19 protein-coding genes are annotated in these 21,214 nt (G+C 38.0%); all 19 read left to right on the top strand.

Annotated features, from left to right (window positions below; genetic code table 11):
• Positions 1-40: 40 nt before the first annotated feature.
• Positions 41-1,189 (top strand): ABC transporter substrate-binding protein, encoded by a 1,149-nt coding sequence (locus FZC41_RS06855; protein WP_243136666.1) that lies wholly within the window; start codon positions 41-43, stop codon positions 1,187-1,189.
• A gap of 101 nt (positions 1,190-1,290) precedes the next feature.
• Positions 1,291-2,169 (top strand): branched-chain amino acid ABC transporter permease, encoded by an 879-nt coding sequence (locus FZC41_RS06850; protein WP_148566655.1) that lies wholly within the window; start codon positions 1,291-1,293, stop codon positions 2,167-2,169.
• A 3-nt stretch (positions 2,170-2,172) separates the two neighbouring features.
• Positions 2,173-3,180 (top strand): branched-chain amino acid ABC transporter permease, encoded by a 1,008-nt coding sequence (locus FZC41_RS06845; protein WP_148566654.1) that lies wholly within the window; start codon positions 2,173-2,175, stop codon positions 3,178-3,180.
• Positions 3,177-3,935 (top strand): ABC transporter ATP-binding protein, encoded by a 759-nt coding sequence (locus FZC41_RS06840; protein ID WP_148566653.1) that lies wholly within the window; start codon positions 3,177-3,179, stop codon positions 3,933-3,935. The genes FZC41_RS06845 and FZC41_RS06840 overlap by 4 nt, the downstream gene beginning before the upstream one ends.
• 10 nt (positions 3,936-3,945) lie before the next feature.
• Entirely contained in the window at positions 3,946-4,650 is a 705-nt protein-coding gene (locus FZC41_RS06835; protein WP_148566652.1) for an ABC transporter ATP-binding protein, read from the top strand.
• 426 nt (positions 4,651-5,076) lie between these two features.
• Positions 5,077-6,375, top strand: a complete 1,299-nt coding sequence (tig, locus tag FZC41_RS06830) for a trigger factor (RefSeq protein WP_207725030.1) — start codon at positions 5,077-5,079, stop codon at positions 6,373-6,375.
• Positions 6,376-6,404: 29 nt separating this feature from the next.
• Positions 6,405-7,022, top strand: coding sequence for an ATP-dependent Clp endopeptidase proteolytic subunit ClpP (clpP, locus tag FZC41_RS06825; protein WP_148566650.1), 618 nt, complete (start codon positions 6,405-6,407; stop codon positions 7,020-7,022).
• Positions 7,023-7,033: 11 nt separating this feature from the next.
• Entirely contained in the window at positions 7,034-8,305 is a 1,272-nt protein-coding gene (clpX, locus tag FZC41_RS06820) for an ATP-dependent Clp protease ATP-binding subunit ClpX (protein ID WP_148566649.1), read from the top strand.
• 231 nt (positions 8,306-8,536) lie between these two features.
• Complete coding sequence (gene lon / locus FZC41_RS06815; RefSeq protein WP_148566648.1) at positions 8,537-10,930, top strand: endopeptidase La; 2,394 nt, start codon at positions 8,537-8,539, stop codon at positions 10,928-10,930.
• Positions 10,931-10,957: 27 nt separating this feature from the next.
• A complete protein-coding gene (gene yihA, locus FZC41_RS06810) occupies positions 10,958-11,542 on the top strand; it encodes a ribosome biogenesis GTP-binding protein YihA/YsxC (protein WP_148566647.1) in 585 nt (194 codons plus the stop codon).
• A gap of 107 nt (positions 11,543-11,649) precedes the next feature.
• Positions 11,650-12,594 carry a tRNA epoxyqueuosine(34) reductase QueG gene (gene queG / locus FZC41_RS06805; protein WP_148566646.1) on the top strand — a complete coding sequence of 315 codons (945 nt, stop codon included), beginning with the start codon at positions 11,650-11,652 and terminating at the stop codon, positions 12,592-12,594.
• Positions 12,595-12,715: 121 nt separating this feature from the next.
• Positions 12,716-12,817: a glutamate--tRNA ligase family protein gene (locus FZC41_RS17725; protein ID WP_279235172.1), complete on the top strand. Its 102-nt coding sequence runs from the start codon at positions 12,716-12,718 to the stop codon at positions 12,815-12,817.
• A 155-nt stretch (positions 12,818-12,972) separates the two neighbouring features.
• Positions 12,973-14,235 (top strand): protein translocase subunit SecD, encoded by a 1,263-nt coding sequence (gene secD, locus FZC41_RS06795; protein ID WP_148602097.1) that lies wholly within the window; start codon positions 12,973-12,975, stop codon positions 14,233-14,235.
• A gap of 14 nt (positions 14,236-14,249) precedes the next feature.
• Entirely contained in the window at positions 14,250-15,152 is a 903-nt protein-coding gene (gene secF, locus FZC41_RS06790) for a protein translocase subunit SecF (RefSeq protein ID WP_148566644.1), read from the top strand.
• Between the two features lie 99 nt (positions 15,153-15,251).
• Entirely contained in the window at positions 15,252-17,360 is a 2,109-nt protein-coding gene (recJ, locus tag FZC41_RS06785; protein WP_148566643.1) for a single-stranded-DNA-specific exonuclease RecJ, read from the top strand.
• Positions 17,361-17,370: 10 nt separating this feature from the next.
• A complete protein-coding gene (locus FZC41_RS06780) occupies positions 17,371-17,889 on the top strand; it encodes an adenine phosphoribosyltransferase (protein WP_148566642.1) in 519 nt (172 codons plus the stop codon).
• Positions 17,890-17,923: 34 nt separating this feature from the next.
• Entirely contained in the window at positions 17,924-20,113 is a 2,190-nt protein-coding gene (locus tag FZC41_RS06775; protein ID WP_148566641.1) for a RelA/SpoT family protein, read from the top strand.
• Between the two features lie 9 nt (positions 20,114-20,122).
• Positions 20,123-20,575, top strand: a complete 453-nt coding sequence (dtd, locus tag FZC41_RS06770; RefSeq protein ID WP_148566772.1) for a D-aminoacyl-tRNA deacylase — start codon at positions 20,123-20,125, stop codon at positions 20,573-20,575.
• A 9-nt stretch (positions 20,576-20,584) separates the two neighbouring features.
• Entirely contained in the window at positions 20,585-21,214 is a 630-nt protein-coding gene (locus FZC41_RS06765; protein ID WP_148566640.1) for an MBL fold metallo-hydrolase, read from the top strand.

Raw genomic sequence — 21,214 nt, 5'->3', positions numbered from 1 at the left:
ATCATTATGAATAATTATGAAAAGAAAAAGGAGGAAAAAAATGAAAAAGAAAGTTGTAAGTGTTTTGCTAGCTGTATTGTTTTGTGCTTCGATTTTTACATTTGCCGGATGTTCATCATCAGGAAGCGGTAAAGATACCATCAAGATTGGCTTCATTGGGCCATTGAGTGGGGATGCTGCTATTTATGGAACTTCAGCAAAAGCAGGTGCAGATTTAGCAGTGAAAGAGATTAATGCCGCAGGAGGTATTAATGGTAAAAATATTGAATTAATAGCATATGATTCTAAAGGTGATCAAACCGAAGCGATCAATGCCTATAACCGATTAAGAGATCAAGATCAGGTGGTTGCTGTTATTGGTGGTGTCCTAAGCGGTGAAACTTTGGCAATGAAAGATATTATGGTTCAGGACAACATGCCGGTATTATCACCAACTGCAACAGCAGTAGATGTAACGGCTAATGCACCAAATATTTTCAGAGCTTGTTTTTTAGATGACTATCAAGGAGTGGCAGCTGCTAATTTCTCAACAAGTAATCTAAGTGCAAAGACCGCAGCGGTCATGATTTGCAAGGGAAATCCTTACTCAGAAGGAGTTAGCGCTGCATTTGAAGGAGCGTTTACTGCAAATGGCGGAACAATTGCCGATGAAGAATCATACAGTGCTTCAGATAAAGATTACAGTGCTCAATTAACGAAGATTAAAGAATTGAATCCAGATGTAGTCTTTGTACCCGATTATGTGCAAATTGTTGGACCAATACTTCAAAAAGCCAAAGAAATGGGAATTACAGCAAAATTTATTGGAGCTGATGGCTGGGATGGCGTTCAAACAGAATACGCTGATGCAGCGCAGGGTAACTACTTTACAAATCACTATGCTGCAGATTCACCATCTGAAACGGTTCAAAACTTTATTAAGGCATACAAAGCCGCAAACAGTAATAAAGATCCAAACTCTTTTGCAGCTTTAGGTTATGATGCTGTTCATACTATGGCAGAAGCTATTAAATCGGCTGGTTCAACTGATTCAAAAGCTATTATTACGGCACTTAACAATACCAATTACACTGGGGTTACCGGAACTCTGAAATTTGATTCGGAAGGCAATCCTAAGGATAAAGAAGTTACAATAATAAAAATTGATGGCGGTCAACTCAAGTTTGAAACAACAATAGTAAACAAGTAGTCGTTAATTAACAAATTAAAATAACTTTCAAAGGGGATATAGAAGAGTAAAATCTCTTCTATATCCATTTTATTGTATATTCGATAAAAGGAGGAAACATCATGGATTTATTTCTGCAACAGCTGATCAACGGGCTAAATGTAGGGAGTATTTATGCGCTCATCGCAATCGGTTATACCATGGTATATGGAATTATTAAACTTATAAACTTTGCCCATGGTGAAATCATGATGTTCGGTGCATATTTCGCATTTATTTTTGCTACCAGTTTTGGAATGCCAATATGGGCTGTAATTTTGGTGCCAATGATTATTATGGCTTTGGCTGGCGTTGCTGTTGAATTTATTGCATATCGACCACTTAGAGATGCACCCAGATTATCAGCGCTTATCACGGCAATTGGGGTGAGTTTGTTTTTGCAAAATCTGGCCCTGCTTATTTTTAAGGCGGATCCAAAAGTAATGCCAAAACTTTTCCCCGAAACAATTATCAATCTAGGCGGAGTAGAAATCAGCTCAACCACATTGGTAACCATCGGTCTGTCATTGTTCTTTATGGTACTACTGGATCTTTATATTAGAAAAACAAAACAGGGTCGCGCCGTGCGTGCCGTATCGGAAGACAAGGACGCTGCGATTCTTATGGGAATTAATGTTGACCGAACCATTTCTTTAACGTTTGCGATGGGTTCGGCTTTAGGGGCTCTTGGCGGAATTCTTTATAGTGTTGCATATGTTCAGGTCTTTCCGACGATGGGGGTAATGCCAGGGTTAAAAGCTTTCATTGCCGCTGTATTAGGTGGGATTGGAATAATACCGGGAGCAATGCTGGGGGGGTTCATCATTGGTATGGTGGAAACTATGACAAAGGCATACCTGTCAACGACTTGGGCAGATGCGATTGTTTATATCATCCTGATTTTAGTGTTGCTTTTCAAACCGACAGGAATACTTGGGAAAAACACAAGAGAGAAGGTGTAAAAAATGGATAAAAACAAAAGAAAAGCTTATATCATAAACACCATCTCAATTATTTCTCTTTATCTTGTCTTTTTCATACTGATACAAACAAAGGTAATGAATAAATATTTTATGGGAATTGCAATCATGACTTGCATCATGATTATTATGGCGATGAGTTTAAATATTGTTGCTGGATTTTTAGGTGAAATGGCCCTTGGACATGCCGGCTTTATGGCTATTGGCGCGTATTCATCGGCGTATTTTTCAATCGCACTGATGGATACCGGATTCCCATTGCCTAATATTATTGTGTTAATTTTGGCAATGCTGGTCGGCGGAATGGTAACCGGTATCATGGGATTTCTGATTGGAACCCCGACACTCAGGCTCCGCGGAGATTATCTGGGGATTGTAACGATTGGCTTTTCTGAAATTATACGCATATTTTTCATAAATTTTGAGCCAACCGGCGGAGCTGCTGGACTAAAAGGGATCACAAAGTTGGTTAATTTTAATAATGTATATTGGATAACAATCGTCATTATAATTTTAATGTTTACCTTTGGACGTTCAAAACAGGGAAGAGCCATTATTTCAATTAGGGAAGATGAGATTGCTTCAGAAGCTGCCGGAATTCCGACGACACGCTATAAGGTTCTGGCATTTACGGTCTCCTCCTTTTTTGCTGGAATTGGCGGAGCTTTATATGCCCATTATCAGGCTTTCGTTGAACCAAGTAAGTTTGGTTTTATGTTTTCGATAGAAATGTTTGTTATTGTAGTGCTTGGGGGACTAGGAAGTCTTACTGGTTCGATTGTCGCCGCAATTGTATTAACGGTGCTTCCGGAAATGCTGCGAGGATTTGCTGAATATCGGTTGCTTGTCTATTCATTGGCACTTATTGTTATGATGATTTTCCGACCGCAAGGAATGTTAGGGCGATCAGAATTTTCGCTTACAAAATTCATCGACTCCCTCATTCTCCGAAAAGATATTAAAAACTCGATTGACGGAGGTGAAACACGATGACAGTGCTGGCAGCAAAAAATATTACGATGCAATTTGGGGGACTAACAGCCGTTGATCAGTTTAATCTTGAATTGCAATCCAACGAATTAGTTGGTTTAATAGGACCAAACGGGGCAGGGAAGACAACAATATTTAATATGCTTACAGGGGTATATGTGCCGACAAGCGGCGAAATTATTTTGAATGATGAAAGTATTCTCAAAAAAACGCCCCATGATATTGTTAGACTGGGAGCGAGTAGAACGTTTCAGAACATTCGTCTTTTTAAAGATCTAACAGCCCTTGAGAATGTGAAAATTGCATATCATAATTTTATTGATTATAATATGATTCAAGGAATGTTTAGAACAAAAAAGTTTTGGACAGAAGAAAAGAAAGCGCATGAAGAATGTGTGAAACTTTTGGATATTTTTGATATGGGAGAATATGCTGATACACTTGCAAAAAATTTACCTTACGGACAGCAAAGAAAATTAGAAATAGCCCGCGCTCTGGCATCAGAACCTAAAGTTTTGATGTTGGATGAACCTGCAGCCGGTATGAATCCCGCCGAAACAGCGGAATTAATGGAGACAATCCATTTTATACGTAATAAGTTCGATATTACTGTTTTATTAATTGAACATGATATGAAACTGGTAATGGGAATTTGTGAACGTATCATTGTTGTGGATTATGGTAAAACAATTGCAGAAGGCACTCCAGATGAAATTTTGAAAAACCCTGAAGTTATTCGTGCTTACTTGGGAAATTAGGAGGCCGCAGATGCTTAAAGTAAAAGATTTAAATGTGCATTATGGAAAAATTCATGCAATAAAGGGTATCAGTTTTGAGGTCAATGAAGGAGAAATTGTTACCCTCATTGGGGCTAATGGAGCTGGAAAAACAACAATTTTACAAACAATTTCTGGTATTTTAAAACCAAGTGAGGGGATGATAACTTTTGAAGGTGAAAATCTTAACAAAATTCATGCTTATCAAATTCCGGCACTAGGTATTGCCCATGTTCCAGAAGGACGACGAATATTTGCAGAGATGACAGTATATGAAAATTTGCAGATGGGTGCTTATATTCGTAAGGACAAGGTGCAAATACAAGAAGATATTGAAAAAGTATTTTTAAGCTTCCCGCGTCTTAAAGAAAGAGTCAAGCAGATTGCCGGAACGCTTAGTGGCGGTGAACAGCAAATGCTGGCGATGGGTAGAGCACTGATGACGCGACCAAGACTTATTTTATTGGATGAACCATCAATGGGTCTGGCGCCAATTTTAGTCGATGAGATATTTGACATGATTCAAACAATCAATGAGGCTGGGACAACGGTGCTTTTAGTCGAGCAAAATGCCAACAAAGCCTTACACATTGCCAATCGTGCCTATGTGTTGGAAACGGGATATATAAAACTTTCTGGAAATGCCAGCGATTTATTGGTTAATCCAGAGGTCCAACAAGCATATTTAGGCGGTTGATTAAATTAAAAGTATAGCCCATAAGTTAGTAAAGGCTATGCCAGGCCGTTTTGAGGTATATAGAGTAATGAAATAATTGCGATTTTGAATATGATTGTGATTATTTTGTCGGCAAGCTCAGGGGCTGTTGCAAAATAAAGTAAAACCAATTCATGGTTTTACTTAAATCTGTTAAATTGTCTGTTGTTGCTCATTATCCATTGAGGCGCATTGAGCGAACACCAAAGGGTGTCCACTCAATGCGCGTGACAATGATGATAGACGCTCGGATAATTCGATCAGAGTTTTGCGACAGCTCCCTTTGTTTGCAAAGTACTAAGATTTCTTAAACACGTGTATTTTCGTTCTTGATATGAAAATATACCTATGATATACTGTTAAAATTGAATGTGAATATAATTTATAGTGAAAGATACGGAGGATAACATGAGTTCTACAGTAGAAAGTATTGAAAAGAATATTGCAACCATAAAAATTGAAATTAGTCCTGAGGATTACTCAAAGGCTGTCAAAAAAGCATACGATAAAAACAAAAAGCGGTTTTCAGTTCCTGGTTTCAGAAAAGGTAAGGTACCAAAAAGCATCGTCGAAGCGCATTATGGAAAAAATGTTTTTATGGAAGATGCTATTGATTTTGCATTTGGACCCGCATATGAAAGTGCTTTGAAAGAAACAGAAATTAAGCCAGTGACCCGTCCTGATCTAGAAAATATTGAAAAAATTAGTGAAGAAGACGGCGCCACCTTTATTGTTAAGGTTGGTGTAAAACCAGAAATCACCTTGGGTGATTATAAAGGTGCAGAGGTCAATTCCCTGGAAGCAATAATTACTGAAGAAGAAATGAGTACAGAACTTGCAAAAATGCAAGATCAAAACGCACGCTTGATTACGTTGGAAAGCGGTGAGGTTAAAGATGGTGCCACCGTTACAATTGATTATGAAGGATTTTTAGATGATGAACCTTTTGTCGGCGGAAAAGACACAGATTATGATTTAATCATTGGCAGTGGGACTTTTATTCCAGGGTTTGAAGAAAAACTCATCGGTGCGAAGCTTGGAGAAGAAGCAATTATTGATATAACATTTCCGGAAGATTACCATTCAGAAGATCTTAAAGGAAAAGCAGTCGTATTTAAAGTACTGGTCAAATCAATTAAGGAAAAAGAACTGCCTGTTTTAGATGACGAATTTGCTAAAGACACCAGTGAATTTGATACGTTGGATGAGTTGAAAGCAGATATTGAAAGCCGTTTAAAAGAAGCAAAAGCTGATGAGCTAAAGAAAACAGCTGAAGCAACAGCAGTAAATTTTGCAGTCGATAATGCAGAAATCGATATCCCGTACATTATGATCGAAGAAGAAGTTGATCACAATATAGAGAATTTTGAAAAACAAATGCAGGAACAAGGACTTTCACTTGACGATTATTTCAAATACACCAATGTAAATCGTGAAGATTTTAGAAAAAGTCTCAAAGGCGATGCTGAACGAAACATTCGCATGGAATTAGTTCTTTCAAAAATTGGCGAGGTAGAAGCAATCGATACAACTGAAGAAGAGCTTGATGAAGAAATAAAAGTATTTGCAGATGCATATGGCCATGATTTTGAGGAATATAAAAAAGGTCTTAAGGAAAGAATGCTAGAATACATAAAAGCAAATATCATTCGACGTAAAACGATTGAAATGTTGATCGATGCTGCCACTGTTAAGAGTGCAGAGTAAATTAAATCAGAAAGCAGGAAAAAGTGTTCATGCTAAAAAGTAAAACAACTCAATCATTGATTTCAAATAGTCTGGTGCCAATGGTTGTTGAACAAACCGGTCGTGGAGAAAGATCCTATGATTTGTTTTCGAGATTATTAAAAGAAAGAATTATATTTTTAAATGGAGAGATTGACGAGAACCTTTCGTCACTTATTGTTGGGCAACTAATTTTTTTAGAAGCTGACAATGCAGAAAAAGATATACAAATATATATCAATAGCCCAGGAGGATCAGTAACGGCTGGTTTTGCTATTTTTGATACGATGAACTATATTAAATGTGACGTTTCGACTTTGTGTGTTGGCATGGCGGCGTCAATGGGAGCATTTTTGTTGACAGCCGGAGAAAAAGGGAAGCGCTTTTCGTTGCCTAATAGTGAAATTATGATTCATCAACCGCTAGGTGGTGCACAAGGACAAAGCACAGATGTTGAGATTTATGCAAGACGTTTGATTAAAACGAGAGAAAAACTAAATGAAATTCTTAGTGAGAGAACGGGACAACCACTAGAGACTATCGCTAAGGACACAGATCGTGATAATTTTATGGACCCTGAAGAAGCTAAGACCTATGGATTGATTGATGAGATCCTTGTTTCAAGATAGGAGGCTTAAAAATGGCAAGAAATGAAGATGGCATAGAAAATGCTCGATGTTCCTTTTGTGGTAAAAGCCAGTCTCAGGTTAAGCGAATGGTTGCTGGTCCAGGTGTTTACATTTGTAATGAATGTATCGAACTCTGTGAAGAGATTATGGACGTAGATAATTTACCAGATGAAATAGTATTTGAAGATGTTCCGAAACCAAAAGAAATAAAGAAAAAATTGAGTGAGTATGTTATTGCTCAGAATAGGGCAAAACGCGCATTAGCCGTTGCGGTATATAATCATTATAAACGCATTACTTCCATGGAAGAGACCGATGCTGAAGTTGAGTTGCAAAAAAGTAATATTTTATTGATTGGTCCGACAGGTTCAGGGAAAACACTTCTAGCGCAAACACTGGCGCGGGTTTTAAATGTTCCATTTGCCATTGCCGATGCAACATCTTTAACGGAAGCCGGATACGTTGGTGAAGATGTCGAGAATATTTTATTAAAACTCCTTCAAGCTGCTAATTTTGATGTTCCCAAAGCAGAAAAGGGAATTATATATATTGATGAAATTGATAAAATTGCAAGAAAAGGTGATAACCCATCCATAACACGGGATGTCAGCGGAGAAGGTGTTCAACAGGCGTTGCTTAAAATTCTAGAAGGAACGGTGGCTAATGTTCCGCCGCAGGGAGGACGCAAACATCCTCATCAAGATTTTATTCAAATTGATACCAACAACATTTTATTCATTTGTGGTGGCGCTTTTGATGGCATCGATAAAGTGATTGAACAGCGGACCGAGAAAAGTTCAATGGGTTTCGGAGCTGATATTCGCAAGGGAAAAGAAAAACTCATCGATGAAAAAATGAATACAGTTCAACCCCAGGATTTATTGAAATATGGTCTGATCCCTGAATTTATTGGGAGAATTCCAGTGATTGCATCGCTTGAACATTTGGATGAAGAAGCTTTAATTCAAATATTGACAGAGCCACGTAATGCTCTGGTTAAACAATATGTAAAAATGTTTAAAATTGAAGGCGTTGAGCTTGAGTTTCAAGAGGATGCGTTAGTTGCGATTGCAAAAAAAGCACTCGATGCTAAAACAGGTGCTCGAGGTCTTCGCGGAATTATTGAAAATATCATGCTTGATATTATGTTTGAGGTGCCCTCTAACGAAAACATTCAAAAAGTAATCATAACAAAGGATGTTGTTGAAAAACAAGTGGAGCCAATTATGATTTTAGGACAGAAAAATGAATGTGTAGATGTAAGCAGTGATGTAGTATCTTAATAGCCGGATAACTTTCATGGCCGTTCAAAAAGTCCAATTACTTATTGGTAGTCAATACCGTGTATTTGAAGCTTTTGTACGGCCTTTTATTTAAGTGAAGGCAATGCGGCAAATGAGTGCATGTACTTACTTAGTGATTGCCCGCGAACCACAGAGAAACTCGCAAAACGTATTTCTTTTGGTTTCTTGAAGAAATAGTCTTATAACGAAAGAAGTAAGGAGCTGATAAAGTTGAGTATCGAAGAAAAAGAAATTACAGATGAAGTAACTGGCCGAGTAGGTATGACTGAACCCGAATTATTTGTTCAGGAGAAAGAAACCCTACCGTTGATACCATTACGCGGAATGAGCGTTTTCCCTGGGATGGTTGTTCATTTTGATGTTGGTCGGGAAAAATCTGTCAAAGCACTTGAAGCAGCAATGGAAAGGGATCAAATGGCATTTTTAGTCACTCAAAAAGAAGTGATTAAAGAAGATATCACGCCTGATGATTTCTTTAACATCGGTTGTAAGGTAAAAGTTAAGCAGCTGTTAAAAATGCCGGATAATCTTGTCCGTGTTTTAGTAGAAGTTCAGGAGCGAAGAAAAATTGTCGAGTTTGATAGTTTGGAACCATATTTTTTAGTTACGACAAATCCGATCCATTCAGTATTCTATGACACAAAGGAAAACAGAACGCTCATACGAATGATTCGAGAATCTTTTGCAAATTACATGAATGTTACAAGAAAAGTTGCGACCGATTTGATTTTGGCAATGGATTCATTAGATGATCCTGATCAGCTTATTGACATCATTGGAGCCAATCTATTTTTAGACTTAGAAGACAGTCAACGATTAATTCAAGAAACGGATGTGAATAAGCGATTAGTTATTGCCTATGAAATTCTTGTCGAAGAAGTTGAAATGATAAAGATCGAACACAACATCGACGAGAAAGTCCGCAGTGAAATGTATAAGCATCAGCGAGAATACTATTTGCGTGAGCAGATTAAAGTCATTCAAAATGAGTTGGGTGAAGGCGATGTCCAAAATGAGTTAGACGTTTATAAAGATCGTTTAGAAGCCCTTGATGTGGATGATGAGGTGCGTGACAAAGTTTTAGGCGAAATCAACCGATTGAATAAGGTACCCCAAGGTTCTTCAGAAGCTGGCCTGATCCAAACCTATATCGAATGGATTTTGGATTTACCCTGGAACACATTAACAGAAGAGACCTTTGATGTTTCTGTTGCCAGAAAAATATTGGATGAAGATCATTATGGCCTTAAAAACGTCAAAGAACGAATTTTGGAATATATTTCAGTATTAAAACTTTCAAAAAATTTAAAATCACCGATCCTTTGTCTAGTTGGACCTCCTGGGGTTGGAAAAACATCAATAGCCAAGTCCATTGCCCGAGCCCTTAACCGTGAATATGTGCGGATGTCATTGGGGGGAATGCGAGATGAGGCGGAGATTAGAGGCCATCGTCGAACTTATGTTGGCGCAATTCCAGGTAGAATTCTTTATAATATCAAAAAGTGTGGAACTAGAAATCCTCTTTTCCTTTTAGATGAAATTGATAAATTAGGACAAGATTTTAATGGGGATCCGGCTTCTGCTTTACTTGAAGTATTAGATCCTGAGCAAAACAACACGTTTACCGATCATTATTTAGAGCTCCCTTTTGATTTGTCCCAGGTTCTATTTATTACAACGGCTAATTCACTATCAACGATTCCACGACCATTGTTGGATCGAATGGAAGTCATTGATGTGAATGGATATGTTGAAAGTGAAAAAGTGGAGATTGCTAAAAAATATCTCATTCCCAAGCAACTGGAAATTCATGGGCTGAAAAAGTCAACCTGCAAGTTCAGTGAAGGGGTTATCAAAGATACAATTGAGTATCACACCCGGGAGTCTGGAGTACGTGAGCTTGAACGTAAAATTGCGCAAATATGTCGAGTCGCCGCTAAAGAAATAGTTGAAAATGACCGAAAAAGTATTAGTATAACTAAAAAAAATCTTGAGAAATTTTTAGGAAAACATCAATACTCGTATGAAACGGTTGGTGACAAAACAGAAATTGGCGTGGTAAATGGGTTGGCATGGACATCCGTTGGAGGAGACACGCTTCAGATTGAAGTGATGGTTGTGGATGGTACTGGAAAAACAGAACTTACCGGCCAACTTGGTGATGTCATGAAAGAATCGATCAAGGCTGGAATTAGCTATATTCGTTCCCAGGCAGAGGTGCTGGGAATTAATCCTGATTTTTATTCTAAAAAGGATATGCATTTACACGTCCCGGAAGGCGCTGTTCCCAAAGATGGTCCTTCAGCGGGAATCACTATTACGACTGCGCTAATATCGGCATTAACAAACAAGCCGGTCCCACAAAATCTGGCGATGACTGGTGAAATTACGCTCAGAGGCCGTGTCCTTCCGATTGGAGGGCTGCGGGAAAAACTAACAGCTGCACATCGCGCGGGAATCAAGGAAATTATTTTGCCAAAAGAAAATGAAAAGGATCTTGAAGATATTCCAAAAGTTGTTTTGGAGGCTTTGCACATCCAGTCTGTTTCAAACATGAGTGAGGTAATTGAAATAGTTTTTAATCAATTGAAACAGAGCAATTAGGCCGGGCTCGTTAGAAATGGAGATACTATGAAAGTAAATAAAGCGGAGATTGTCATCAGTGCTGTAGCGGAAGCGCAGTATCCTGGTGATAATCTTCCCGAAGTTGTTCTTCTTGGACGATCAAATGTTGGTAAATCAACATTTGTCAATACGTTAATTGAGCGTCGAAGCTTGGCGCGAACGAGCCAGCAGCCCGGGAAAACACAAACAATGAATTTTTATCAAATTAATGACCTTTTTCGTTTTGTTGATATGCCGGGTTACGGTTATGCGAAAGCATCCAAATCTGAACGCGACAAATGGGGAAAGATGATTGAAAAATACTTAAGGCAAAGAGAAAATGTTGTCATGATCTTTCAGCTCATTGATTCCCGACATGAACCATCGGAAGATGACTTCCTGATGTATGAATGGTTAACATATTATGAATTAAACCCTGTAATTATTGGGACTAAAGCTGATAAAATTTCAAGAACAAATCAAAAAAAATCCATGAATCAAATAGCTAAAACTTTAAATTTGAAAAATTCTCGTGAAGTGATTCTTTTTTCTTCTGAAACAAAATTAGGAAAAGAAGAATCCTGGAAACTAATCGAGTCGGTATTAAAATAGACATGAATAGTTTAGTTTGTGCATACGATGGATATTAAGTTAAGAGCTTCCTCAGGGTAGCTCTTTTCACTTTGATAGCAAGAATTAAAAAAGGCGGACAAGAAAAAATGATGGAAGCAGAAATTCGAAAAATTGCGTTTGATTTAGGAATCGATCTCATCGGTTTTTTTTCGGTTGAACCGCTGGTTGAGTGTCTTCCATATCTAATAAAAAGAGATGAGGCCGGCTTAATTACCGGATTCGAAGGTGGACAGCCTAAAGATCGAATCAATTATCAACACTTCTTTCAAAATGCAAAATCAGGAATTGTTATCGGAGTTAGCAATTATCAAAAGCTCAAGAAACCAAGAGATGACAAAAAAAGAGTTAACCTGGCATCCGTTTCCTGGGGCGAAGATTATCATGTAGTCCTTGGAAATTTAATGAATCATTTAATGGAGAAGATAAATGAAAATTTAACCGCTCAAGGGAAGCCGCGGATAAACTATAAAGTATTTGTCGATAACAGTCCCTTGGTAGATCGAGGATCGGCCTATCGTGCCGGATTAGGATTCTTCGGGAAAAACAATCTTCTGATCAGTCAAACGTTAGGGTCATACTTTTTTATTGGTCAAGTTTTACTGGATGTTGAGATAGCATTTAATCCAGCACAAAAAATTTCCAATGGCTGTGGGGATTGTCGTCGTTGTCTGGATGCATGTCCCTATCAGGCTCTAGGTGAAGGATATACCCTTGATCCGGCACGATGCATTTCATTTATAACACAAAAAAAGATGCTTTCAACTGATGAAGAAAAAAGAGTCGAAACTTACCTCTATGGATGTGACCTATGCCAGCAGGTCTGCCCTTATAACAAGGATTTGAAAAAGACAAGTGAAAGACGATTTTGGACAAGTCCTGAATTAGCTTATCCCGACATTGAAGATATTTTAGTAATGACAAATAAAATCTTTAAAGAAAGATTTGGAAAAACGGCTGCTGGATGGCGAGGAAAAAAAACGATTGTACGTAATGCACAGTTGATTGAAAAAAATGAAAAAAAAAATGATTAATTTATTCATTAATGCTATAATAAGCAGGTTGAAGAACTGTGAAGCGGTGGACAAAATAGTTAAGGTTATCAACCATAGCAAGTTGGAAAATTTGTTAAATTAATTAATTATGGAGGAATAAATGGTACGAGATCCTTTTGAGCCAAGTCCAACTGGAAATGTTCATGTTGGCAATTTACGGACAACCCTATATAATTATTGTATAGGTCAAGCCGTATCATAATAATCGGCGAAAGGCATGGTCGGGGTATTATATTGATTATGGATGTCTTGGAAAACGAAAAAGTATGGTCCCGATTAAGTTCAATTGAGTCTGTTATTGAATAAAAATATATAATTTGATTCACAAAATTGTGAATGAACGAAGGAGGAGAGCGTGTGGATAAACAGAAAGTAAATAAGAAAAGTATAGCCCAATTAATAGGTATTATCCTGCTTATTATTGTTGCAGCATATGTGTTGTTCGTCGGCTTTACCGTTAACGTGTATGATATTGGTAAAATTCAAAACACAATTAAGTATGGTTTGGATTTGACCGGAGGGGTTAACGTTGTTTTAGAAGCCACAAGTACTGATGGAGGAGCGGTAACATCTGATGAAATAAGTTCGACAATTTCAACAATTAGTCAAAGAATTAATTCCATCGGGGTTTCCGAGCCGACCATTACGAAACAGGGTGATAATCGAATTCGTGTTTCGATTCCGTCAATCAGCAACCAGGAAGAAGCACTGAGTCTCATTGGGAAAACGGCTCAGCTTGAGTTTTTAGGCCCGGATGATTCAGTTATTCTGACAGGACAAGACATTGAAGATTCCAAGGGTGTTATGCAAACAGATAGCAGCGGAGTACAAAAGCCGGTGGTAACTCTTAAATTCAATGAAGAAGGAACCAAGCTTTTTGCTGATGCGACACAAAAATATATCGGGCAAGTGATAAAAATAAAATTGGATGATCAAGTTATTTCTTCGCCGACAGTTAATGTTGCAATTACCAATGGCGAGGCAGTGATTGAAGGACAGGCGAGTCTTGATGAAGCCGGAAGTTTGGCTGAATTAATTCGCGGCGGGGCCCTTCCAGTAACGCTTGAACCAGTAGAAGTTCAGACGATTGGTCCTACATTAGGACAAGATTCGTTAAATGATACTTTTCATGCTTGTATTATTGGAATTAGCGCAGTGCTTATTTTCATGCTGCTTGCTTACCGAGGATTTGGTGTATTAGCTGATTTAGCTTTGATTATATATATCATGATTTTGTTGATACTTATGACAGCGCTAAATGTAACGTTAACCCTTCCGGGTATTGCCGGACTGATTCTTACGGTTGGTATGGCGGTGGACGCCAATGTTCTCATTTTCGAACGAATTAAAGAGGAATCCCGACTTGGAAAATCATTGCTGACGGCCATCGATAATGGTTTTAAAAGAGCGCTTGGGACAATCATCGACTCAAATGCAACAACTTTGATTGCCGGATTTGTACTTTTCTTTCTCGGAAGCGGAAGCGTCCAGGGTTTCGCAGTCACCTTGATTTTGGGTATTTTGGTGAGTATGTTTACGGCCGTTGTTATTACGAAACAGTTAGTAAAAATTTTGGTCAAAACAGGATTATTTAACAATAATGCTTTTTACGGACTATAGGGAGGAGAGCCATTATGAAAAAGAATTTAAATATCGCAAAAAATGTTAAAATATGGTTTGGTATCTCCCTAGTATTGATTACCATTAGTTTAGGTTCGCTTTTGATTCAGGGACTTAATTTTGGAATCGATTTTATCGGCGGAACTATTATTAGTATTGAATTACATACGCCTTTTGAAAATGCCGATGCTCGTGCTATTGTAGATAAGTTTGATCCAAGTGCGGATGTGACCTATGCAGGTGACGCCCAAACCGAGGTCGTTATTACAACTAAAAAAAGTTTTACGACGGAAGAGCGTCAGGCTTTGTTTTCAGGTTTTCAAGACAAATATAGTCTGCAGAATACTGATTTAATATCGGTTGATACGGTGAATGCTTCAATTGGAGCGGAGGCGGCTACTAATGCTGTTAAAGCCGTTGTTGTTGCGGTTGCATTAATGCTGATCTACATTACTTTTCGATTTGAACTTATCTCTGGTATAACTGCTATTATGGCATTGGTTCATGACTTGATTGTTGTTGTTGGTGTCTATTCAGTTTTTCAAATTCAAGTGAACTCACCATTTATTGCAGCAATTTTAACAATCCTTGGCTATTCCATTATGGACACCGTTGTCGTTTTTGACCGTATCCGGGAAAATCGTCCAAAGTTTGGGAAGTATGCCTATGGAGAATTGTTGGATGCCAGTGTAACACAAACGATGAGACGTAGTATTTTTACTTCCGTGGCGACATTCGTTGCGATTACATCACTGTATATTTTTGGAGTGCCGGCTATCCAGAATTTCGCACTGCCATTAATGGTTGGGGTCGTTATTGGAACGTATTCTTCTATTTTCAACGCTGGGGCTCTTTGGTATGTCATTAAAACGTATCAACATAAAAAGAGCTTAAAAACAAGCGGGACAAAAGTTTAATTTAAGCTGAATAAGCTTAAGCGTCAGAGAAATATCTCTGGCGCTTTGTTTTTATCCATTAAGGATAGAACACCTAGAAAATAATTCAGAGGTCGAGTAATGACAGTAAAAACAAAATGGATATTACGTAACAAAAGAAACAACATCAGAGAAGAAAACAGGACAAAATTGGAAGAAGATTTAATCAGTAGTTTTGGGCTAAGTGCTTTAGCTGCAGATCTTCTCATCAATCGAGGGTGTTCCTCCATCGAAGAGGGACGTCGTTATTTAGAACCAAGCTTAAACGATCTGCATGATCCATTTTTATTTGAAGACATGAAAAAAGTTGTAAAGCGTATTATTGATGCCAGAGAAAATAATGAAAAAATATGTATCTACGGAGATTATGATGCAGATGGGACAATCGGTACGGCAATTCTGTTAAAATTCATGAAAGAACAGGAATTTGATGTGACTTATTTTATCCCTAACCGTCTGGTTACAGGATATGGACTACACATTTCTCCCCTTCAGGATATAATAGCTGCAGGCGTGACTTTATTAATCACAGTGGATAATGGAATTTCAGCAAATGAACAAGTCGATTTTTGCAATGAAAAAAAATGTGACGTGATTATCACAGATCATCATGAATGTCATGGAAGCCTTCCAAAGGCTTATGGAATCATTAATCCAAAGGTACCAAATGCTGCATATCCATTTAAAGAACTATGCGGAGCAGGTGTGGCATTCAAACTTGTTCAGGCATTGGGTGAAATACTCGATGTAGTCATAGATCTCCAGGAAAGTATTGAATGCGTGGCATTAGCGACTGTGTCTGATCTCGTTCCCCTTCAGGATGAAAATCGTTGTTTGGTGTCATTAGGATTGAATTATCTTAATAATGGTCCTAAAAACCCAGGACTACAGGCTTTGATGGAAGTCAGCGAATTGAAGACTTTAAAAGCTTGGCATTTCGGGTTCGTGCTGGGTCCGAAAATTAACGCCGCCGGACGTCTTGGTGAAGCAGACCATGTTGTGGAACTTTTAATAGGAACAGATACTAAAAAAATAATGTCAACGGCATGCTTCCTACGTGATGAAAATAAAAAACGGCAGGAATTAGAAAGTAAAATTTTCGAAGAAGCTTTGCAAACAGTGGATTCATTAGAACTTTATAAGGATGAAATTATCGTTGTTGTGGGAGAAAATTGGCATGCCGGTGTTATTGGTATCGTAGCAAGCCGGATTCAGGAAAAGTATTATAACCCAGTTATTACGATCAGTGTTGAGGATGGAGTAGGAAAAGCATCCTGCCGGAGTGTGGATGGCTTTAATATTTTTGAAGCACTGTTATCATGCGAAGAACTCTTTATCAGTTTTGGCGGACATGAGCAAGCGGCTGGTTTCAGCATCAAAAAAGAAAACATCGAAATGATGAAAGCGAAAGTCATTGACTATGGAAAATCGGTTGATATAAAAAAACAGTTGATAAAAAAAGTGTATTACGATGCACAAATAAACGAAGCGGACATCACTTGGGCGACTTTAGATGAATTGGCATTATTTGAGCCCTGTGGATTGGGAAATCCGGGAATCCAGTTTCTGATGAATAATGTCACGACAATATCCATGGGAACGATGGGCAGAGAAAACAATCATTTGCGCTTGAGTCTAAAAAATGGTTTAAAAGCTGTTGGTTTCGGACTGGGAGACTTTTATTCCACTCAAGTTGATGTTTTAGGTGGAGATTACAATGGCGTCATGTTAGTTTGTCGATTGGATATGAATGAGTATCGCGGCAATACAACCTTGCAATTGCAGATAAAAGACATTAAGCTGAATCCTGTTTGGCAAGTTAATCAGGCAATGCAGTTGGTAAAAACAATTGTTATGGAAGAAAATCCGAAACAAAAAATTGAAATATTAATGAATGAGAATTTATTAGAAGAACTGAAATTAAGTGTCGTGATGATTCGCAAAATTTATGTTCTTTTAAAAAAGAGTGAAGAATATGGAGTGCCAATCCAAAAGGTCGGTGAAGGCAGTCAGAATGTTTCACCATTTCATGTGCTAATGTCTTGTGAGATACTAAGAGAAGCAGGATTGATTGCATATGGCATAAAGAATGAGATCGTTTTCTCTAAAATAATTCCAGCCAATGAAAAAAAGGATATTCAAAATACGAAACTAATGATAAAATTAGAAAAAATAATAAGTGACGAGTGAGGGAGAAGAGATGGATCTAAAAGATAAAATTCAGGTGTATGAAGATTTCCCCAAAGACGGGATTAGCTTTAAGGATATTAACAGCTTGATTTTAAACCCCAGAGCTTTTCAATATGTCATTGATGAAATGACAAAGGTTGCAAAGGCTTTGGATGCAAATTTGGTGGCGATTCCTGAAGCAAGAGGCTATATTTTTGGGACACCGCTGGCTTATTTAATTGGAGCGGGTTTAGTGCCGGTTAGAAAACCCGGGAAATTGCCAGGTGAAGTTTCTTCAGTAGCGTATGATCTGGAATATGGATCAAATATTGTTGAAATACAAAAAAATGCAATTAAACCAGGTGATCGGGCCATTGTTGTGGATGATCTCCTCGCAACAGGCGGAACATTGATGGCAACCACAAGGCTTATCGAAAAGCTGGGGGGGGAGATTGCCGGGATAATTACGCTGATCGAACTCACAGAATTGGGCGGCCGTGATTTACTAAAAGATTATTTTGTTCATTCAATTGTGACTTATCCCTATTAAAATTTTTTTAAAATAGAAAAAAGGCAGATACAATATGGAAAATGATGCAGTAAAAGGAAAAATTGACAATGTAATAAACCTAGTAAAAGCAAACAATCCAGATGCTGATACCGAAATGATTTATAAGGCATATGAACTTGCCAAGGAAGCTCACAAGGATCAGAAGCGACTTTCAGGGGAAGATTATATAATTCATCCGGTTTCTGTTGCCTATATTTTGGCAGAAATGCAGATGGATACTGAAACAATTGTAGCTGCCCTTTTACATGATGTAATTGAAGATACCATTTATTCCTATAATTATATTAAAGAGGCATTTAATGAAAATATAGCTGATTTAGTTGAAGGCGTCACTAAGATAGGCAGAATAGGCTTTCAATCGAAAGAAGAAAGCCAGGCCGAAAATTTGCGTAAAATGGTTTTAGCAATGTCAAAAGACATCCGAGTCATTTTAATAAAATTAGTTGACAGACTTCATAACATGCGAACACTGGAATATATGCGTGAATCGAAGCAAATTGAGAAGGCTAAAGAAACTTTGGATATTTATGCTCCATTGGCAAATCGTCTGGGAATTTCAACGATAAAATGGGAGCTTGAAGATTTATCGTTGAAATATCTGGATCCCGAAGGTTACTATGATTTGGTTCATAAAATTAAAATTAAGAAAAGTGCCCGAGAAGCTTATATTGCTGATGTGATCAAAGTATTAGCACGAGAAATTGAAAAAGTTGGAACAAATGCAGAAATCTATGGCCGATCAAAACATTTTTATAGTATTTATCGAAAAATGAAAAAGCAGAACAGAAGTTTTGATGAAATCTATGATCTTATTGCAGTTCGGGTGATTGTGGATTCATTAAAAGACTGTTACGGTGTTCTAGGGGTTGTCCACTCCCAATGGACACCAATACCGGGGCGATTTAAAGACTATATTGCCATGCCAAAACCAAATCTCTATCAGTCGATTCATACAACCGTTATGGGGCCAAAAGGCGAACCCTTTGAAATCCAAATTAGAACAAGAGAGATGCATGAAACAGCAGAATACGGTATTGCTGCCCACTGGAAATATAAAGAAGGGCGGACGGATTCAGTCGATTCAAAAGATGCGAAGGACAATAAATATGAAATGCAGATGTCCTGGCTTCGTCAAATGCTTGAACTTCAAAGAGATTCAGAAGATGCCGGTGAGCTGGTAGAGACGATAAAAGTGGATCTGCTTAATGACGAGGTATACGTTTTTTCTCCAAAGGGAGCTGTGGTTCCGTTGCCGGCAGGATCATGTCCGTTGGATTTCGCCTATCGGATTCATAGTGATATTGGAAATAATTGTGTTGGTGCGCGAGTCAATAATAAGATTGTGCCGTTAAACAGCCCATTAAAAAGCGGCGATATTGTCGAAGTTATGACATCAAAGAACTCAAATGGTCCCAGTCGGGATTGGTTGAGTTTTGTAAAAAGTCCTCATGCCAGAAATAAGATTAAACAATATTTTAAAAAAGAAGAAAAAGATGAGAACATCCAAAAGGGACGCTTAGTACTTGAACGGGAGATAAAACGGGAAGGACTACAGCATTCCAATCTTTTAAACTTAGCTAATTTAGAAATTCTTACTGAAAAATGCGGCTATAAAAGTCTTAATGATTTTTACGCAGCAATAGGATACAACGGGATCAAAACGGGGACGGTATTGCAAAAGATGCGTCTTCTGTTTCCCAAGGAATTTTCAGAGGAAGTCGAAGAAATCGTCTTTAAAAAACCTCAAAAAGAACAAAAGAAAACCAGTAGCACAGTCATCGTTGCCGGACACAATGAGATTGATGTGCATTTTGCGAAGTGCTGCAATCCGGTGCCTGGTGATAAAATAGTTGGGTATATTACAAAAGGACGGGGAATATCCGTTCATCGTGCTGATTGTTCCAACGTTTTAAATTTAAGTGATCCGGAAAGAATAGTGGAAGTCGAATGGAACAAATTCAGTACCGGGTCTTTTACAGCAGAAATTCATATTAAAGCAAATGAATCACCCAAAACGATTATAGAAATTTCAAAAATGTTTCTTGAAATGAAAATTCCGGTTACGGCGCTGAATGTAAAAACAGAAAAAAACGAATATGACTATTTTACGGCAACCCTGGAGGTAAAGAGCCGTCGAGAGCTAAATTTGCTCATTAAAAATTTAAGTAAAATCAAGGAAATTATTCAGATATACAGAGTGTAAGGAGAAATGATGCGGGCAGTGATACAAAGGGTAGCATCTTCAGAGGTACGGGTTAATCATGAAAGCATTGGCAAGATTGGTTATGGGATGAACGTGCTTCTGGGTATAAAATCCGATGATACAGAAGCAGATATGGATTATATAATCAATAAAATAGTCAATTTGAGAATTTTTGATGATTCCGATGGAAAAATGAATCTCTCAATTTTAGATAGTGCGGGTGAATTACTGTTGGTTTCACAATTCACACTTTATGGTGATTGCAGAAAAGGAAGACGACCGGGATTCACTCGCAGTGGATCGGTGGCGGAAGCACAGAAAAAATATGATCTTTTTGTTAAAAAAATAAGAGAACAGCCGGTAAAAAAAGTTGAAACAGGAATTTTTCAGGCAGAAATGGAAGTATCGATCATTAATGATGGTCCGGTGACATTATTACTGGACAGTGAAAAACAATTTTAGGGAGAAATTATGAAAGTTATTAAAAAATCCCTTGGTCAAATGGGAACAAACTGCTATGTTTTTTGGGATGAAAAATCTCTAGAAGCGGCAGTGATTGATCCCGGATTTAAGGATCAACGGATTGTCGAAATCATAGAAAAAAATAAATTAAAGGTTAAATATATATTGTTAACTCATGGACATTTTGATCATATTGGCGGTGTTAGTCAAATCAAAGAGATAACAGGAGCCAAGGTTCTGATTCATAAAAGTGATGCCGATTGTCTAACCAATGCCGGGAGAAATCTTTCAACGGCGATTGGGATGCCTTTTGATCTGGCACCGGCAGATGGCTATTTATCTGAAGGCGAAAAAATCCAGGTAGGAGACATGAATATTCAAGTCTTCTATACGCCTGGCCATTCAAAAGGCGGCGTGTGTTTCTTAGTAGGTGATACGCTTTTTGCAGGAGATACTTTATTCAACACATCGATTGGAAGAACTGATTTTCCTGATGGTGATCTGGCAGAATTGCTAAGCGGCGTCCAAAAAAAACTGTTTGTTTTGGATGATAATACAAAAGTTTTGCCTGGACACGGGGAAAATACAACCATTGGCTACGAAAAAGCACATAATCCATTTTTTAAAGGATGTGTATAG

It is taken from the genome of Acetobacterium paludosum, from assembly GCF_008086595.1.
Taxonomy (GTDB): domain Bacteria; phylum Bacillota; class Clostridia; order Eubacteriales; family Eubacteriaceae; genus Acetobacterium; species Acetobacterium paludosum.
This window is presented reverse-complemented; position numbering and strand designations above follow the sequence as displayed.

Bases quoted from the DNA above. Each gene is read 5' to 3' on its own strand.
- FZC41_RS06855 (WP_243136666.1), top strand. From the start codon at position 41: ATGAAAAAGAAAGTTGTAAGTGTTTTGCTAGCTGTATTGTTTTGTGCT.
- FZC41_RS06850 (WP_148566655.1), top strand. From the start codon at position 1,291: ATGGATTTATTTCTGCAACAGCTGATCAACGGGCTAAATGTAGGGAGT.
- FZC41_RS06845 (WP_148566654.1), top strand. From the start codon at position 2,173: ATGGATAAAAACAAAAGAAAAGCTTATATCATAAACACCATCTCAATT.
- FZC41_RS06840 (WP_148566653.1), top strand. From the start codon at position 3,177: ATGACAGTGCTGGCAGCAAAAAATATTACGATGCAATTTGGGGGACTA.
- FZC41_RS06835 (WP_148566652.1), top strand. From the start codon at position 3,946: ATGCTTAAAGTAAAAGATTTAAATGTGCATTATGGAAAAATTCATGCA.
- tig (WP_207725030.1), top strand. From the start codon at position 5,077: ATGAGTTCTACAGTAGAAAGTATTGAAAAGAATATTGCAACCATAAAA.
- clpP (WP_148566650.1), top strand. From the start codon at position 6,405: ATGCTAAAAAGTAAAACAACTCAATCATTGATTTCAAATAGTCTGGTG.
- clpX (WP_148566649.1), top strand. From the start codon at position 7,034: ATGGCAAGAAATGAAGATGGCATAGAAAATGCTCGATGTTCCTTTTGT.
- yihA (WP_148566647.1), top strand. From the start codon at position 10,958: ATGAAAGTAAATAAAGCGGAGATTGTCATCAGTGCTGTAGCGGAAGCG.
- queG (WP_148566646.1), top strand. From the start codon at position 11,650: ATGATGGAAGCAGAAATTCGAAAAATTGCGTTTGATTTAGGAATCGAT.
- FZC41_RS17725 (WP_279235172.1), top strand. From the start codon at position 12,716: ATGGTACGAGATCCTTTTGAGCCAAGTCCAACTGGAAATGTTCATGTT.
- secF (WP_148566644.1), top strand. From the start codon at position 14,250: ATGAAAAAGAATTTAAATATCGCAAAAAATGTTAAAATATGGTTTGGT.
- recJ (WP_148566643.1), top strand. From the start codon at position 15,252: ATGACAGTAAAAACAAAATGGATATTACGTAACAAAAGAAACAACATC.
- FZC41_RS06780 (WP_148566642.1), top strand. From the start codon at position 17,371: ATGGATCTAAAAGATAAAATTCAGGTGTATGAAGATTTCCCCAAAGAC.
- FZC41_RS06775 (WP_148566641.1), top strand. From the start codon at position 17,924: ATGGAAAATGATGCAGTAAAAGGAAAAATTGACAATGTAATAAACCTA.
- dtd (WP_148566772.1), top strand. From the start codon at position 20,123: ATGCGGGCAGTGATACAAAGGGTAGCATCTTCAGAGGTACGGGTTAAT.
- FZC41_RS06765 (WP_148566640.1), top strand. From the start codon at position 20,585: ATGAAAGTTATTAAAAAATCCCTTGGTCAAATGGGAACAAACTGCTAT.